The 16274-nt window shown below is 66.4% G+C and carries 16 protein-coding genes; 12 read left to right on the top strand and 4 right to left on the bottom strand.

The genetic code is table 11. The features are described from left to right. Window positions 1–25 precede the first annotated feature (25 nt). Genes hemB through ACH0AE_RS01845 form a run of 4 tightly spaced genes read left to right on the top strand, consistent with a single transcriptional unit; the run spans window position 26 to window position 4257 of the window. Window positions 26–1018 carry a porphobilinogen synthase gene (gene hemB / locus ACH0AE_RS01860; protein WP_294444362.1) on the top strand — a complete coding sequence of 331 codons (993 nt, stop codon included), beginning with the start codon at window positions 26–28 and terminating at the stop codon, window positions 1016–1018. Beyond that, the gene (locus tag ACH0AE_RS01855; protein WP_294444361.1) at window positions 1015–1548 is read left to right on the top strand and encodes a GNAT family N-acetyltransferase; all 534 of its coding nucleotides are present in this window, start codon (window positions 1015–1017) and stop codon (window positions 1546–1548) included. The genes hemB and ACH0AE_RS01855 overlap by 4 nt, the downstream gene beginning before the upstream one ends. Continuing rightward, entirely contained in the window at window positions 1545–2081 is a 537-nt protein-coding gene (locus tag ACH0AE_RS01850) for a GNAT family N-acetyltransferase (RefSeq protein WP_294444360.1), read from the top strand. Before ACH0AE_RS01855 ends, ACH0AE_RS01850 begins: the two co-directional genes overlap by 4 nt. Then, on the top strand, window positions 2074–4257 hold the full coding sequence (locus tag ACH0AE_RS01845; protein WP_294444371.1) for a spermidine synthase: 2184 nt from the start codon (window positions 2074–2076) through the stop codon (window positions 4255–4257). The genes ACH0AE_RS01850 and ACH0AE_RS01845 overlap by 8 nt, the downstream gene beginning before the upstream one ends. Window positions 4258–4260: 3 nt before the next feature. Here the strand turns inward: ACH0AE_RS01845 and ACH0AE_RS01840 are convergent, their stop codons facing one another. From ACH0AE_RS01840 to ACH0AE_RS01825, 4 genes are all read right to left on the bottom strand, one after another. Next, window positions 4261–4476 (bottom strand): hypothetical protein, encoded by a 216-nt coding sequence (locus tag ACH0AE_RS01840; protein WP_294444359.1) that lies wholly within the window; start codon window positions 4474–4476, stop codon window positions 4261–4263. A gap of 65 nt (window positions 4477–4541) precedes the next feature. After that, the gene (locus ACH0AE_RS01835; RefSeq protein WP_294444370.1) at window positions 4542–5798 is read right to left on the bottom strand and encodes an N-succinylarginine dihydrolase; all 1257 of its coding nucleotides are present in this window, start codon (window positions 5796–5798) and stop codon (window positions 4542–4544) included. Window positions 5799–5802: 4 nt separating this feature from the next. Further along, a complete protein-coding gene (locus ACH0AE_RS01830) occupies window positions 5803–6765 on the bottom strand; it encodes an arginine N-succinyltransferase (protein ID WP_406875434.1) in 963 nt (320 codons plus the stop codon). 62 nt (window positions 6766–6827) lie between these two features. Continuing rightward, entirely contained in the window at window positions 6828–8027 is a 1200-nt protein-coding gene (locus ACH0AE_RS01825) for a hydrolase (RefSeq protein WP_294444357.1), read from the bottom strand. A 148-nt stretch (window positions 8028–8175) separates the two neighbouring features. On the opposite strand from ACH0AE_RS01825, the gene ndhC reads away from it, so the two are divergent. Genes ndhC through nuoH form a run of 8 tightly spaced genes read left to right on the top strand, consistent with a single transcriptional unit; the run spans window position 8176 to window position 16271 of the window. After that, window positions 8176–8550: an NADH-quinone oxidoreductase subunit A gene (gene ndhC / locus ACH0AE_RS01820; RefSeq protein WP_294444356.1), complete on the top strand. Its 375-nt coding sequence runs from the start codon at window positions 8176–8178 to the stop codon at window positions 8548–8550. 2 nt (window positions 8551–8552) lie between these two features. After that, entirely contained in the window at window positions 8553–9119 is a 567-nt protein-coding gene (locus tag ACH0AE_RS01815; protein WP_294444368.1) for an NADH-quinone oxidoreductase subunit B family protein, read from the top strand. After that, on the top strand, window positions 9116–9961 hold the full coding sequence (locus tag ACH0AE_RS01810) for an NADH-quinone oxidoreductase subunit C (RefSeq protein ID WP_406875398.1): 846 nt from the start codon (window positions 9116–9118) through the stop codon (window positions 9959–9961). The genes ACH0AE_RS01815 and ACH0AE_RS01810 overlap by 4 nt, the downstream gene beginning before the upstream one ends. Further along, the gene (locus ACH0AE_RS01805; protein ID WP_294444353.1) at window positions 9958–11217 is read left to right on the top strand and encodes an NADH-quinone oxidoreductase subunit D; all 1260 of its coding nucleotides are present in this window, start codon (window positions 9958–9960) and stop codon (window positions 11215–11217) included. Before ACH0AE_RS01810 ends, ACH0AE_RS01805 begins: the two co-directional genes overlap by 4 nt. Then, a complete protein-coding gene (locus tag ACH0AE_RS01800; protein WP_294444352.1) occupies window positions 11217–11912 on the top strand; it encodes an NAD(P)H-dependent oxidoreductase subunit E in 696 nt (231 codons plus the stop codon). Before ACH0AE_RS01805 ends, ACH0AE_RS01800 begins: the two co-directional genes overlap by 1 nt. Beyond that, on the top strand, window positions 11909–13228 hold the full coding sequence (gene nuoF / locus ACH0AE_RS01795) for an NADH-quinone oxidoreductase subunit NuoF (protein ID WP_406875397.1): 1320 nt from the start codon (window positions 11909–11911) through the stop codon (window positions 13226–13228). Before ACH0AE_RS01800 ends, nuoF begins: the two co-directional genes overlap by 4 nt. Further along, on the top strand, window positions 13228–15228 hold the full coding sequence (nuoG, locus tag ACH0AE_RS01790) for an NADH-quinone oxidoreductase subunit NuoG (RefSeq protein ID WP_406875396.1): 2001 nt from the start codon (window positions 13228–13230) through the stop codon (window positions 15226–15228). Before nuoF ends, nuoG begins: the two co-directional genes overlap by 1 nt. After that, entirely contained in the window at window positions 15225–16271 is a 1047-nt protein-coding gene (nuoH, locus tag ACH0AE_RS01785) for an NADH-quinone oxidoreductase subunit NuoH (RefSeq protein ID WP_294445144.1), read from the top strand. The genes nuoG and nuoH overlap by 4 nt, the downstream gene beginning before the upstream one ends. Window positions 16272–16274 lie beyond the last annotated feature (3 nt).

The following is a 16274-nucleotide window of genomic DNA, read 5'->3' as shown; positions in this document are numbered from 1 at the left end:
GCCGGGGCGGGCGCAAACGACCGTCATGACCGCCTCTTTCCCCGCGCTTCGCCTTCGCCGTACCCGCTCCGCCGACTGGAGCCGCCGCCTGCATCGCGAGACGGTGCTGACGCCCGCCGACCTCATCTGGCCGCTGTTCATCGCGGACGGGGAAGGGGTGGAGGAGCCGATCGCCAGCCTGCCGGGCGTCTCGCGCTGGTCGGTCGATGGCATCGTGGCGCGTGCGCGGGAGGCGGAGGCGCTCGGTATCGCCTGCCTCGCCTTCTTCCCCAATACGCCTGCGCGGTTGCGCACCGAGGACGGGCGCGAGGCGCTGAACCCCGACAATCTGATGTGCCGCGCGATCCGCGCGGTGAAGGATGCGGTGCCCGACATCGGCATCCTGACGGACGTGGCGCTCGATCCCTATACCGCGCACGGCCACGACGGGCTGGTCGACGCAGCCGGTTATGTCCTGAACGACGCGACGGTGGAGGTGCTGGTCGGCCAGTCGCTCAATCAGGCCGCTGCCGGTGCTGACATCATCGCGCCGTCCGACATGATGGACGGCCGTATCGGCACGATCCGCGGCGCGCTGGAGGCGTCCGGGCACAGCAACGTCCAGATCATGGCCTATGCCGCCAAGTACGCCAGCGCCTTCTACGGCCCGTTCCGCGACGCGGTGGGCAGCCGCGGACTGCTGAAGGGCGACAAGAAGACGTACCAGATGGATTACGGCAATGCCGAAGAAGCGCTGCGCGAGGTGGCGCTGGATCTCGCGGAAGGGGCGGACAGCGTGATGGTGAAGCCGGGCCTGCCCTATCTCGACGTCATCCGCCGCGTGAAGGATCGGTTCGAAGTACCGGTGTTCGCATACCAGGTGTCCGGCGAGTATGCGATGATTGAGGCGGCGGTCGCGGCTGGCGCGGCTGATCGCGACGCGATGGTCATCGAGACGCTAACCGCCTTCAAGCGCGCGGGCTGCTCCGGCGTCCTCACCTATCACGCGGCCCTTGCGGCGCGGCTGCTGAACGCATGACGGGTGCACCGATCGAGACCGAGCGGCTGATCCTGCGCGCGCCCGAACCGGGTGACCGCGCGCCGCTCCACGCCATGTGGGCGGACGAGCGGGTGATGGCCGATCTCGGCCCGGTGAAGGACGAAGTGGCGAGCGACGCCGCCTTGGCGCGCCACGCATCCTACGCGCCGCTCGGTTTCCGCGCGGTGATCCACAAGGACAGCGGAGCGACCATCGGCTTCTGCGGGCTGAAGCCCGGCGCGCCGGATACGCCGATCATGGGCATGCTGGAGATCGGCTGGATGCTGGCGGTGCCCTATTGGGGTGCCGGCTACGCCCATGAAGCGGCGGCGGCCAGCATCGCTTGGGGCTGGGCCAACCGGGGCGAGCCCGCGATCGTCGCCATCACTGCACGACAGAATGCCAAGAGCCGGGCGCTGATGACGCGCCTTGGCATGGCGCACGTGCCGGCCCTCGATTTCGAGCATCCCCTGTTCACCACGGATGATCCGCGACGTGACAGCGTCACCTACCGGATCGAGCGGACATGATCGAGACGCCGCGCCTGATCCTGCGGCAATGGCGGCAGGAGGATGTCATGCCCTTTCACGCCATGGGGCAGGATCCCGACGTCATGCGCTATCTCGGCCCGCCGATGAGCATGGCGGATTGCGAAGCGACGGTGGTGCGGATGAACGAGCTTGCCGAGGCGACTGGCGATTGCTTCTGGGCTGTGGAGCGCCGCGCCGACGGCGCCTTCATCGGCTTTTGCGGGATCAAGCCTGGCGCGGCCGGCACGCCGATCGACGGCGCGCCCGAGATCGGCTGGCGGCTGGCACGGCATGCCTGGGGCAATGGGCTGGCGCGGGAGGCTGCTGCGGCTTGCCTGGCGCGCGCATGGCAGCGCGAAACGCCGCGGGTGCATGCGATCACGGTACCGGCGAACGAGCGCAGCTGGGGGTTGATGATTCGGCTCGGCATGACACATGTCGAAGACGGCGACTTTGACCATCCGGCGCTGGCCGAAGGCGATCCGCTGCGTCGCCACGTCCATTACACGATCGAACGGCCCCTTCATGGGTGAGGGCAGCCGCGCACCGCGCGCGCTGTTCATCGTGACGATCCTCAGCGGATCGTTCTTGCTGTTCCTCGTCCAGCCGATGGTCGCCCGGATCGCGTTGCCGCGGCTCGGCGGGGCGCCGGCGGTGTGGAATTCGGCGATGCTGGTGTACCAGGCGCTGCTGCTCGCCGGCTATGGCTATGCCCATGCGATCGGCCAGTTGCCGGTGCGCCGGCAGGCCGGAATCCATCTCGCCGTGCTGGCGATCGCCTGCCTCTGGCTGCCGATCGGGGTGCTGGGCTGGCCGCTTCCCATCGGAACCGCGCCCGAGTTGTGGGTACCGTGGCTGTTCGCCGCCTCGATCGGCCCGCTGTTCATTGCTGTTTCGGCGCAGGCACCACTGGTGCAGCGCTGGTTCGCCGCCGCGCGCCCGGGGGAAGACCCCTATCGGCTTTACGCTGCGTCCAATCTCGGCAGCTTCGCTGGCCTGATCGCCTACCCTCTGGTGGTCGAACCGCTGATGCCGGTGAACAGCCAGCGCTGGCTGTGGACCGCGGGTTATGTCGTGCTGGTGGCGCTGGTGATCCTGATCGCGACCCGGCTGCCGCGGGCAGCGGCGCAGGCGGCCGTGAGCTTCGATGCGCCGCCCGCGCGCGTTGGCCAGATCGCGCGGTGGATCGCCCTGTCGCTGGTGCCCTCAGGGCTGATGCTGGCCACCTCGACATACATCACCACCGATATCGTCGCGATGCCGCTGCTGTGGGTGATGCCGCTCGGCCTGTATCTGCTCAGCTTCACCATCGCTTTTGCCGATGATCGCGGTCCGGCGGATTTCCTGGTTTGCGTGGCGCCGGTGACGATCCTGCTGTTCGGCGGCGTGATGATCGGCGGCTTCCATGTCGCGCCCCTGTTCGGGCTGGCGCTGGCGCTGATCCTTCTCTTCATGGTCTCGGTCGCGCTTCACACCGCGCTTTATCGGGCGCGGCCCGCACCCGAGCGACTGACCGGCTTCTATCTCGCCATGTCGGTGGGCGGCGCGCTTGGCGGTGTGTTCGCCGGGCTCGTGGCACCGGCGCTGTTCGACTGGACGTGGGAATACCCGCTGCTGATCCTCGCTGCCGGCGCGCTGACGCCGCAGGTGTTCCTCGCGCCTTTTGTGCGCGACTGGTGGGCACGCGGACGTGGCATCCCGGCAACCGTGGTCGTCGGACTGGTGCTGGCCGCGCTACTGGCGCTTCGCCAATGGGGGCCGGACGCCTATTTCGGCGAGGAACATACCGGTTTCGTCTTCGTAGCAATTGCGCTCGTCGGGCTTGCGTCGATCGGTGTGCGGCCGGCGTACGTGACGGTGCTTGGCGTATCGCTGCTGCTGTTCGGGGGGATGAGCGCGCTTCGCGATATGATCGCGGCGAATGTGCGCACGCGCAGCTATTTCGGCGTCTACAGCATCTCGGAAACGCCGCGGCAGCGCACGCTTGCTCACGGCACGACGATGCACGGCATCCAGTTGCTCGGCTCTGCGGAGCGAGAGCAGCAGCCGACGAGCTATTACGTGCCGTCGTCCGGCGTGGGGCGGGCGATGACGATTGCACCGGCGCTCTACGGGCTTGAGAGCCGGATTGGCGTCGTTGGCCTCGGGACGGGTACGCTCGCCTGCTACGCCTGGCCGACGCAGAAATGGACGTTCTTCGAGATCGATCCGGTGATGTCGGATCTCGCGCGCAAGCGCTTCTCTTTCCTCAGGACCTGCGCGCCCGACGCCAAGGTTGTGCTGGGGGATGCAAGGCTCTCGATCGAGGCGGCTCCGTCCCGGTCGTTCGACTTGCTGGCGCTTGATGCCTTCTCGTCCGATTCGGTACCGATCCACCTCCTGACGCATGAGGCATTCGCCGATTACGCGCGCGCCTTGCAGCCAAAGGGCCTGCTGCTGGTGCACATCTCGAACCGCTTCCTCGATCTTCGTCCGGTCGTCGCCGCAGCCGCCGCTGCCGGCGGGTGGCGGGCGATCGAGCTTGCGGACAACCCGCCCGCGGATGACGAGGCCGGTTCGCTGTCGTTATGGGTTGCGCTGTCACGCGATCCTAAGGTGCTCGCCAAGCTGCAGGGGATGGGGGAGGGCTGGCGCCCACTGGCGGCACGCGCCGGGTATGGCGGCTGGAGCGATGACTACGCCTCTATCCTGCCGCTGCTGCGTCGCTGAGCATCACTCGCTGTTGCGCTCCACCGATTCGAGGATGCGGGCACCGGCCATGAACACCGCCAGGGGGCAGACGCCGAACAGCACCCAGCCGCCGAGGCCGGGATATTGCTCGACATAATGGACGCCGCGCTCTGTCGCCCCGAGGCTGAGGCCATAGATGACCATGAACGCCTCGAACTTGGTCTTGATCGTGAACAGCCTGGCAATGCGCGAGAACATGCCGACGCATAAGCAAGCCCCGCGCCAATGGCGGACTTCCGTTGTTTTTGCGTCAGGCTAAATGGTTAACTGTCAATTAACTCGACAAGTAGCAGCTCTTCCAGCAGCGCGCGGCGTGCGTTCTCGATCCGCGCGATGAGCGCGGGGTCGGCGAGATCCTCGCCGGCGATCGCCTCTGGCCAGTGCGCCTCGATCACGGCGGCGATCCGATCAAGCGCCGCCGCGTCGACCAGGAAGCGCGGATCGATTAGCGCCGGATCGCAGGCCACGCGCAGCCGAAGGCACGCCGGCCCGCCGCCGTTGGCCATTGATTCGCGGACGTCGACAACCTCCACTGCGCGGATCGGGCCGTTACCCGCCAGATGATCCTGCAGCCACTGCCATACGGAGGCCGTGTCACGCGCCTCCGCTGGCACGATCAGCGTCTGCGTCCCCGCCGGCGTCGTGACGAGCTGCGCGTTGAACAGATAGGACCGGATCGCGTCCTCGAGGCTAACGCGGGCGGCGGGCACCTCGACGATCTCCACCCCCGGCATCATCGTGCGCAGCCGTTCGTAGAAGGCGTCGCGGGCGGCAAAGGCCTGTTCGTGCGCAAACAGCGTCCGCTCGTTTGCGACCGCGACGACGTCATTATGGAAGGCGCCGGCGGCGATCGCTTCGGGCGATTGCTGGACGAATAGGGTGCGCGCCGCGTCCAGGCGATGCGCGCGGGCTACCGCCTCGCTCGCCTCGCGGTGCTGGCGTGCAGGGAAGGGGCCGCCAGCCTCGCCATAGACGAAGATCTCGACACCCGCTTCGCCTTGCGCCGTCGCAAGCCGCATATGGTTCGCCGCACCCTCGTCGCCGAAGGGCGCTGGGATCGGCGGGTGAACCGCAAAGGCAGGATCGGCGAAGGCAAGCCGCAGTTGCGCCAGCGTCGCGGGCCATTCGTGGCTGCGGTGCGGCATGGTGACGAGGTTCGCGACGGTCAGGTGACAGCGGCCGTCCGCCGTGTCCGGCGCCGGGGACACGGTGGCGGCGTTCGCGGCCCACATTGACGAGGCGGAGAGCGCCCCGGCCCGAAGGTGCGGGGCCGCGCGATCGTAGCTGGTGTGGAGTGCGGAAAGCCAGGCACGGTCGGGCCGAGGGTGGGGCAGAAAGACGCCCTGCGGCAGGCCGAGCGCGAGATTGGCCCGCATCTTGGCAATGCCCTGCAACGCGGCCGCGCGGGGGTGCGCCACGGCACCCGCGTTACGCGTGGCCGCCAGGTTTCCCGGGCTGAGGCCCGCATAATTGTGGCTCGGGCCGACGATCCCGTCGAAATTGATTTCCCGGATCATGATGTGCTCAGATCCGGGGCGCGTGGAGGATGGACGAATCCTCCTTCGCCCCGATGGCCGCGGCGCAGCTTGGGTCGATCACCACGGTATCTCCCACCTCGCGCAGCACGCCGAACGAGCAGCGGAAGTCCGACAGCCGGCCATGCGCCACCAGCGATTGCGTGCCTCCGTCCCGGTCGAGCGCGACGACCCGCGCCTCGCGCGCCTCGCGGATCGTCCGCACCGCATCGATCCGTGCCGTCATCGTGGGGCCGCCGTCGAAGATGTCGATATACTTCTCGAACGCAAAGCCCTCATTCTCCAGCATCCGCATCGCCGCCCGGCCAGAGGGATGCGGAAGCCCGATCGCTGCCCGCGCGGTTTCAGACAGCATGGCGGTATAGATTGGATGCTTTGGCATCAGATCGGCGATGAACTGGTGGCCGTTGATCGCATTGAAAGCATCCGCATCCTGGAAGTTCATGCCGAAGAAGCGCCCGGCAAGCCCGTCCCAGAAGGGCGAGCCCCCCGCCTCGTCGATCACGCCGCGCAACTCGGCGAGGATCCGGTCGCCGAAGCGCGCACGGTGCGCCTTGATGAAGAGATAGCGACTACGCGCAAGCAGCAGCCCCAGCCCGCCGGCCCGCTCGCCGGGGTGAAGGAACAGGCCGCCCACCTCGCTCGATCCTTCCAGATCGGTCGTCAGCGTCAGCATCTCGGCGCGGAAGGTGCGCTCCAGTTCGCGGCTGTGCTGGGTCAGCGTGCTGATGCGATAGCTGTAGAAGGGGTGCCGCTGGCCCACCTGGGTGAAGATCTGGCAGGTGCCGCGAATCTCTCCGGTCGAGAGATTCTCTAGGATCAGCACGAACAATTCGTCCTCGATACCGTCGCCGGTGCGGGCGAAGGCGGTATGGCTGCGATCGAGCTTGGCGCGAAGCGCCTTGCGATCCGGCGGCAGATTGGTGAAGCCGCCCCCGGTCAGCTTGGCCATCTCGTAGAGGTGCTCGAGATCCTCGTCGCGCGCCGCCCGCACCACGAATGTTCCCGGATTCGTCAAAGTCCCTGCTCCGCCAGTCGTAGGATGGTGAGTGCCGACAGGCCCGCGCGTTCGGCGAGGCTGTCGACGATCAGATACTCGTCCGCCGAATGGATCGCGCCGCCGCGCACGCCCATCGTGTCGATCACCGGCGTACCGGCCGCGGCGATATTGTTGCCGTCGCATACCCCGCCGGTGTCGCGCCAGGCGATGGCAAGCCCCAAGTCGGCGCCGGCGTTGCGCACCTTGGCGAACAGCTTTGCGGCGCCGGTGTCGATCGGCTTGGGCGGCCGGTTGAAGCTGCCATGCACTTCGACCCGCACGTCGTGCGCGGCGGATACGTCCGCGGCGGCGGCATCGATCGCGGCGCGGGCGCGCGCGATCTCGTCCTGCCCCCTGGGGCGGAAGTTGACCCGAAGCACGGCAAGGTCGGGGACCACGTTGTTGGGCCCGCCGCCATCAATCCGCGCCGGATTCACCGCGAGGGTCGGACCCTTCACGTCGTTGAGGCGAAGCGCCAGTGCGGCGGCGGCGACGATGGCGTTGCGGCCATCCTCCGGATTGCGCCCGGCATGCGCCGATCGGCCGCGCACGACGATCGAGAAATTGCCCGTGCCACCACGCGCGCCCGCCAGCGTGCCGTCCGGCAGCGCGGGTTCATAGGTGAGGGCGGCAAGCTTCCCGCGCGCCGCCTGCGCGATCAAGGCGGCCGAGGAGAAGGAGCCGGTTTCCTCATCCGAATTGATGATGACGTCATAGCCGATCGGGCAGCCGGCCGCCTCGATCGCTTCCAGTGCGGCCAGCATCACGGCAAGGCCGCCCTTCATGTCGGCAACCCCGGGCCCGTTGATCGTCCCATCCGGCCGGTCCGTGATCGCCTGGAAGGGGTGATCGACCGGGTACACCGTATCCATATGCCCGGTCAGCAATAGCCGGGCCTGCGCCTGCCGACGCACGCTGAGGTGCAGATGCTGGCCATGGGCGATCGGCTCCACCCGGCCGTCCGCCGCCACGCGCTCCGCCGGCGCCGGATCGATCAGCCGCAACTCGCCGGGAAGCGCGGAAAAGGCGTCGGCGAGCTGCCCCGCCACCGCGCTCAGCCCCGCCAGGTTGCCCGTTCCGCTATTGATCGCCGCCCAGGCGCGGGTACGTTCCAGCATGGGGGAGGCGCTCGCATGGTCGATCGCCTGTCGTTCGCTCGTCGTCAGCGCCAGCATCTGGCACTGCTAGCCGAAGCGGGCGGGACCGACCACCCCGTTGGTCTTGCGAATGATTCTCACGGGCTGTGCGCCTTGCCCCGCCGGACCGCCGGGCCTAAAGCGGCCGCCATCCGTTCGCACCTGCGAGAGAAGCTTCGAGAGCGCCATGGTCGACCTGTCGCAATATCTGCCGATCCTGATGTTCCTGGGGATCGCGCTTGTTCTGTCGTCGGCCTTCGTGTTCCTGCCGATGGGCGTCGCGCGCCTGACCGGCGCTCACAAGCCGACCGTTGAAAAGCTCAGCGAATATGAGTGCGGCTTTCCGGCCTTCGAGGATAGTCGCGCGCAATTTGACGTGCGTTTTTATCTAGTTGCGATCCTCTTCATCATCTTCGATCTCGAAGCGGCGTTCCTATTTCCATGGGCGGTCAGCGTGTTTGATCTCGGCTGGGCAGCCTGGATCAGCATGATGATCTTCATCGGTGAACTCGCGCTCGGGCTCGTCTACGCCTGGAAAAAGGGCGCGTTGGATTGGGAATGACCATGCACTCCGGCCCTGTGGAATTGCCGCGCGACGCAAGCGCGATCTCGAGCGGAACCGGGCTTGTCCAGCCCGATCCCGCCTTTTTCAATGACCTGAACGGTGAACTGACCGAGAAGGGATTCCTCGTCACCTCGACGGAGGAGCTGTTCCAGTGGGCGCGCACCGGATCGTTGTGGTGGATGACGTTCGGCCTCGCCTGCTGCGCGGTCGAGATGATCCACGTCAACATGCCGCGTTACGATCTGGAGCGGTTCGGCGCTGCGCCGCGCGCGTCCCCGCGCCAGTCGGACGTGATGATTGTCGCCGGCACGCTGTGCAACAAGATGGCCCCGGCGCTGCGCCGCGTGTACGACCAGATGTCGGAGCCGAAATACGTCATCTCGATGGGCTCGTGCGCCAATGGCGGCGGCTATTATCACTATAGCTACAGCGTCGTGCGCGGTTGCGATCGTGTGGTGCCGGTCGACATCTACGTGCCCGGCTGCCCGCCGACCGCCGAGGCGCTGCTGTACGGGATCATGCAGCTGCAGCGGAAGATCCGCCGTTCGGGGAGCATCGAACGGTGAGGGCGCCTGCACCCCGCTGGGCCGCCGAGCTCAACGACGCGACGCTGGAGGCGGCGCGCGCTGCCATTCCGAACGGGCTGGTCGACGCGTTCGCGCATGTCGGCGAGATCCAGCTGCACGTCCACCGCGATCACCTGATCTCGGCGCTGACGGCGCTGCGTGACACGCCGGGGCTGGAATATCAGCAGCTGATGGACATTGCCGGCGTCGACTATCCGGATCGCGCGGAGCGGTTCGAGGTCGTCTATTGCCTGCTGTCGCTGACCCGCAATCACCGCCTGCACGTTCATGTTGCCGCCAGCGAAGATACGCCGGTGCCGACCGTGACCGAGCTCTGGCCGGTCGCCGGCTGGTACGAGCGCGAGGTTTACGACATGTACGGCGTGCTGTTCGAGGGCAATCAGGACCTGCGCCGGATCCTGACCGATTACGGCTTCCGCGGCCACCCGCAGCGCAAGGACTTCCCGCTCAGCGGATTCGTCGAGATGCGCTATTCCGAAGAGGCGAAGCGCGTGGTGTACGAGCCCGTGAAGCTCGCGCAGGATTTCCGCACCTTCGACTTCACCAGTCCGTGGGAGGGTGCGGCCTACGTTCTTCCGGGTGACGAGAAGGCGGCGCTGCCGGAAGCGAAGGGCGCGCCGACCCCGCTCAGCGCCGATGCGATCGGCAAGGCCGATGCTGCGCAGAGCGAGAAGAAGCCGGCGCAGGCACCCAGCCAGCCTTATGCCAAGGAGCCGGCGACCAGCACTGCGCAGACCGGTGCCGGCAACCCGCATCCGCAGGCAACCCCGCAGCCATCCGACCCCGATGTCGTTCCCGGCAAGGGAGGGCAGAACCAATGACCGACACCGTGCTCAATGATTCGATCGACCCCGCGGTCGAGCGGCTGGCCGACGCCATCCACGACGGTCACGTCGATGATGAAGTGGCGATCCAGAACTACACGATCAATTTCGGCCCGCAGCACCCCGCGGCGCACGGCGTGCTCCGGCTTGTCATGGAGCTGGACGGCGAGATCGTCGAGCGGATCGATCCGCACGTCGGCCTGCTTCACCGCGGCACCGAGAAGCTGATCGAGTACAAGACCTATGCGCAGGCGATCCCCTATTTCGATCGGCTCGATTATTGCTCGCCGGCATGTATGGAGCACACCTTCGTGCTCGCGATCGAGAAGCTGCTCGATCTCGAGGTGCCGATCCGCGCGCAGTATTTGCGCGTGTTCTTCGCCGAACTGACGCGCATCTCGAACCACATGCTGAACCTCGGGTCGCACGTCATGGACGTGGGCGCGATGACGCCGAACCTGTGGCTGTTCGAGATCCGCGAGGATTGCTACGGCTTCCTCGAGCGCGCGACCGGCGCGCGCATGCACCACAATTACTTTCGGCCCGGCGGCGTCCATCAGGATGTGCCGCTGAAGCTGCTGACCGACATTGCCGAATGGCTCGACACGCGCCTGCCGCGCCTGTTCGAGGATGCGATCAGCCTCGTCGCCGACAACCGCATCTTCAAGCAGCGCAACGTCGATATTGCAGTGGTCAGCCGTGACGATGCGATCCGCTGGGGCTTCTCGGGCCCAATGATCCGCGCCGCCGGCATCCCGTGGGATCTGCGCAAGTCGCAGCCCTATGACGTCTACGACCGGATGGATTTCGAGATCCCGGTCGGCACGAAGGGCGATTGCTACGATCGCTTCATGGTGCGCGTCGAGGAGGTCCGCCAGTCCGCGCGGATCATGAAGCAGTGCCTTGCCGAAATGCCGGAAGGGCCGATTGCCAGCCTCGACCGCAAGGTGGTGCCGCCCAAGCGCGCCGAGATGAAGCAGTCGATGGAAGCGCTGATCCACCACTTCAAGCTCTACACCGAAGGCTATCATGTGCCGGCCGGCGAAGTGTATGTCGCCACGGAGAGCCCGAAGGGTGAGTTCGGTGTCTACCTGGTGTCGGACGGCACCAACAAGCCGTACCGTTGCAAGATCCGCCCGACCGCCTTCAGCCACCTGCAGGCGATGGACTTCATGAGCCGCGGGCACATGCTCGCGGACACCACCGCGATCCTTGGCGCGATGGATATCGTTTTTGGTGAATGTGACCGCTGATGGCTGACGCCCCTCAGATCCCCGACGAGGCAGAAGTGCGCGCGCGCTGGGGCGCGTTCGCCTGGACCGACGAAAATCGTGCCAAGCGCGATGCGATCCTTGCCCGCTACCCCGCGGGGCGGGAGCAATCCGCCTCGATCCCGCTGCTCGATCTGGCGCAGCGCCAGGTGGGCGCGGAAACGAACACGCAAGGCTGGCTGCCGATCCCGGTGATCGAATATGTCGCGCGTGAGATCGGCGTGCCGTACATGCGCGTGTACGAGGTCGCGACCTTCTACACGATGTTCAACTTGGCGCCGGTCGGCCGTTATCACGTGCAGGTCTGCGGCACGACGCCGTGCATGCTGCGCGGGTCGGACGATGTGCTCGCGGCGTGCAAGAACCGCGGCCTCACCAAGGGCAAGACGACGCCGGACGGACTGTTCACGCTCACCGAGGTCGAGTGCATGGGCAATTGCGCCTCGGCCCCGATGGTGCAGATCAACGACGACAATTACGAGGATCTCGATTACGATCGCACCGTCGCGATCCTCGATGCGCTGGCGCGTGGCGAGCAGCCGAAGACGGGCACGCAGGAGCCGGGCCGCCACACGGTGGAGCCGCTCGGCGGTCCGACGACGCTGACCGCGATGGTGAACGAGAACCACGATTATCGTTCCGAGTGGAACGCGCCGGCCGCGGGAGCGAGCGCATGAGCGTCATCACGTCCCTGACGGACAAGGACCGCATCTTCACCAACCTCTACGGCTATCAGCCGTGGACGCTGCAGGCGGCGCGCCAGCGCGGTGACTGGGACAATACCAAGGCGCTGCTGGAGCTTGGCCAGGACAAGATCATCGACGTGATCAAGGCCTCGGGCCTGCGCGGTCGCGGCGGTGCGGGCTTCCCCACCGGCACCAAATGGTCGTTCATGCCCAAGACGCCGAGCCCCGAGCGGCCGAGCTTCCTGGTCATCAACGCCGACGAATCCGAGCCCGGTTCGTGCAAGGACCGTGAGATCATCCGCCACGATCCGCACAAGCTGATCGAGGGCGCGCTGGTCGCCGGCTTCGCGATGCGCGCGCGCGCCGCGTACATCTACATCCGCGGCGAATATATCCGCGAGGCTGAGACGCTCTTCGCCGCCGTCCGGGAGGCGTATGACGCCGGCCTCGTCGGCAAGAACGCCTGCGGTTCGGGCTACGACTTCGACGTTTTCGTCCACCGCGGGGCCGGCGCGTACATCTGCGGCGAAGAGACCGCGATGATCGAGAGCCTGGAAGGCAAGAAGGGCCAGCCGCGCCTCAAGCCGCCGTTCCCCGCGGGTGCGGGCCTGTACGGCTGTCCGACGACGGTGAACAACGTCGAGAGCATCGCCGTCGCGCCGACGATCCTGCGGCGCGGCGCGGAATGGTTCGCCAGTTTCGGCGCGGAGAACAATCGCGGCACGAAGCTCTTCCAGATCAGCGGCCATGTGGAAAAGCCCTGCGTGGTCGAGGAATCGATGAGTATCTCGTTCCGCGAGCTCATCGAGAAGCATTGCGGCGGCATCCGCGGCGGGTGGGACAATCTGCTCGCGGTTATTCCGGGTGGTTCGTCGGTGCCTTTGGTGCCAGCGAAGGACATCATGGACGCGCCGATGGATTTCGACGGCCTGAAGGCAGTCGGCTCGGGCCTCGGCACCGCGGCGGTGATCGTCATGGACAAGTCGACCGACGTCGTCCGCGCGATCAGCCGGATCTCGTATTTCTACAAGCACGAGAGCTGCGGCCAGTGCACGCCGTGCCGCGAGGGCACGGGCTGGATGTGGCGCGTCATGGAGCGTCTGCGCACCGGTGACGCCGAGATCGGCGAGATCGACATGCTGCAGCAGGTGACCAAGCAGGTCGAAGGCCACACCATCTGCGCGCTGGGCGATGCGGCTGCCTGGCCGATCCAGGGCCTCATCCGCCACTTCCGCCCCGAGCTGGAACGCCGCATCATCGAACGTCAGGGTGGCAGTCTCGCCCCCATGCAGGAAGCTGCAGAATAATGCCCAAGCTGAAGGTAGACGGGATCGAGGTCGAGGTGCCGCAGGGCGCCACGGTGCTGCAGGCGTGTGAGATCGCCGGCAAGGAAATCCCGCGTTTCTGTTATCATGAGCGGCTGTCGATCGCCGGCAACTGCCGCATGTGCCTCGTCGAGGTGAAGCCCGGGCCGCCCAAGCCGCAGGCCTCCTGCGCGCTGCCGGCAGCGGACAATCAGGAAGTCTTTACCAATACGCCGATGGTGAAGCACGCCCGCGAGGGCGTCATGGAATTCCTGCTGATCAACCACCCGCTCGATTGCCCGATCTGCGACCAGGGCGGCGAGTGCGATCTGCAGGATCAGTCGATCGCCTACGGCCGCGGCCACAGCCGCTTCCACGAGAACAAGCGCGCCGTAACCGAGAAGTACATGGGCCCGATCGTGAAGACGGTCATGACCCGGTGCATCCAGTGCACCCGCTGCATCCGCTTCGCCGAGGAAGTCGCCGGCGTGGAGGAGATCGGCGCGATCTACCGCGGCGAGAACATGCAGATCACCTCCTATCTCGAAGAGGCGGTGACGAGCGAGCTCAGCGGCAACGTCGTTGATCTCTGTCCGGTCGGCGCGCTCACCAGCAAGCCCTATTCCTTCGAGGCGCGTCCCTGGGAGCTCACCAAGACGCTCTCGATCGATGTAATGGACGCGGTCGGCACCAACATTCGCCTCGACAGCCGCGGCCGGCAGGTGCTGCGCGCCTTGCCGCGTGTGAACGAGGACGTGAACGAGGAGTGGGCGACTGACAAGACGCGCCACGCCGTCGATGGCCTGGTGCGCCGTCGCCTCGATCGCCCGTTCGTGCGCCGCGACGGCAAGCTCGTCCCTGTCAGCTGGGACGAGGCGTTCGCGGTGATCGCCGATGTCGCCAAGGGCGCCGGTGACAGCGTCGCCGCCGTGGCCGGCGATCTCGTCGATTGCGAGACGATGTTTGCCGCCAAGGCCCTGCTGAAGAACCTCGGCTCGTCGCTGCTCGAAGGGCGGCAGACGGGCATGGATTATGACACGTCCAGCCTCGCGGCGGTGAATTTCAACACTACCATCGCGGGCATCGAGAAGGCCGACGCAATCCTGCTGGTCGGCACGAACCTTCGCTGGGAAGCCAGCCTCGTCAACACCCGTATCCGCAAGGCGATCAAGCGCGGCGCGAAGGTGTGGGCGGTTGGCCCGGAGACGGAACTAACCTACAAGGTCGAGTGGCTCGGCAATGATCTGGCGGTCCTCGGCAACCTGCCGCAAGCACTGACCGACGCGTTCGGCAAGGCCGAGCGTCCGGCGGTGATCGTCGGCGGCGGGGCGCTGAAGGGCGCGCATGGCGCCGCGCTCGCGCTGGTGGACACGCTTGGCCTGATCAAGGACGGCTGGAACGGCTTCAACGTCCTCCACATGGCGGCCAGCCGGATGGGTGGCCTGATGCTCGGCTATGCGCAAAAGGCCGGTATCTCCGCGCTTTACGACGCGAAGCTCGCCTTCTTCCTCGGCGCCGACGAGTGCGATTTCACGCGCTTCACCGGCTTCAAAGTTTATGTCGGCCATCACGGCGACAAGGGCGCGGCCGCGGCGGACGTGGTGCTGCCGGGCGCAAGCTACGCCGAAAAATCGGGCACCTACGTCAATCTCGAGGGCCGGGTTCAGCGCGGCAACCGCGCCGTCTTCCCGCCGGGCGATGCGCGCGAGGACTGGACGATCTTCCGCGCCCTGTCCGAAGTGATCGGTTCGGTGCTGCCGTTCGATACGATGGGTGAACTGCGCGCCGCCATGGCGCTCGATTGCCCGGATCTCGCCAACGAAGGCCTGGTCACCTTCCCGTGGTCCGCGCCCGCGCTGCCCGCGACGGCAAGCGGCGTCATGGAAGGCTATCCGATCAAGGACTTCTACCTCACCAACGCGATCTGCCGCGCATCGCCCACGATGCAGCGCTGCTCGGCTGAACTGGTGCACGGCGAAACCTTCGCGGAGGCCGCGGAATGACCGCCTTATTCACGTCCTGGGGTTTGGACTATAACTGGGCGTGGTTCCTTGCCACGCTGATCGGTATCCTCGTCATTGCCCTGCCGCTGATGCTGGCGGTGGCGATGATCATCTATGCCGATCGCAAAATCTGGGCGGCAATGGCGCTGCGCCGCGGCCCGAACGTCGTCGGCCCGTTCGGTCTGCTCCAGTCCTTCGCTGACGGTCTCAAGGTCTTCCTGCAGGAAACGATCGTTCCGGCAGCGGCCAATCGCGGGCTCTTCATCCTGGCGCCGATCGTCACCTTCACGGTGGCGCTGATTGTCTGGGCCGTGGTGCCCTTCGATCTCGGCGTGGTGCTGGCGGACATCAACGTCGGCCTGCTGTACGTGCTCGCGGCCTCGTCGCTCGGCGTGTACGGCATCATCCTCGCCGGCTGGTCGTCGAACTCCAAATATCCGTTCTTCTCCGCCATTCGCGCCGCGGCGCAGATGGTGAGCTATGAAGTCGCGATCGGCTTCGTCCTGATCTCGATCGTCCTGTGGGCCGGCACGTTCAACCTCACCGGGATCGTCGAGGCGCAGCGCGGTGTGCTGGGGACGCCGATCAACGGCTTCTTCTTCAATCCGCTGCTGTTCCCGATGTCGATCGTGTTCTTCATCTCGGCGCTGGCCGAAACGGCGCGCGCGCCGTTCGACCTGACCGAGGCGGAATCGGAACTCGTCGCCGGCTATCAGACCGAATATTCGTCGATGAGCTTCGCGCTCTACTGGCTCGGCGAATATGCCAACGTGATCCTGATGTGCGTGCTGAACGCGACGCTGTTCTGGGGTGGCTATCTGCCGCCGCTGGACTGGGCGCCGCTCTATGCCGTGCCGGGCATCATCTGGCTGTTCCTGAAGGCGCTCTTCTTCTTCTTCTGCTTCAGCTGGGTAAAGGCGACGGTGCCCAGGTACCGTTACGATCAGCTGATGCGGCTCGGTTGGAAGGTGTTCCTGCCGCTGTCGCTGTTCTGGGTATTCCTCGTGTCCGGCGTGTTGATGCTGAACCGGGTTGGGATCTGACGC

It is taken from the genome of Sphingomonas sp. 179-A 2A2 NHS, assembly GCF_045371305.1.
GTDB lineage: Bacteria > Pseudomonadota > Alphaproteobacteria > Sphingomonadales > Sphingomonadaceae > Sphingomonas.
This window is presented reverse-complemented; position numbering and strand designations above follow the sequence as displayed.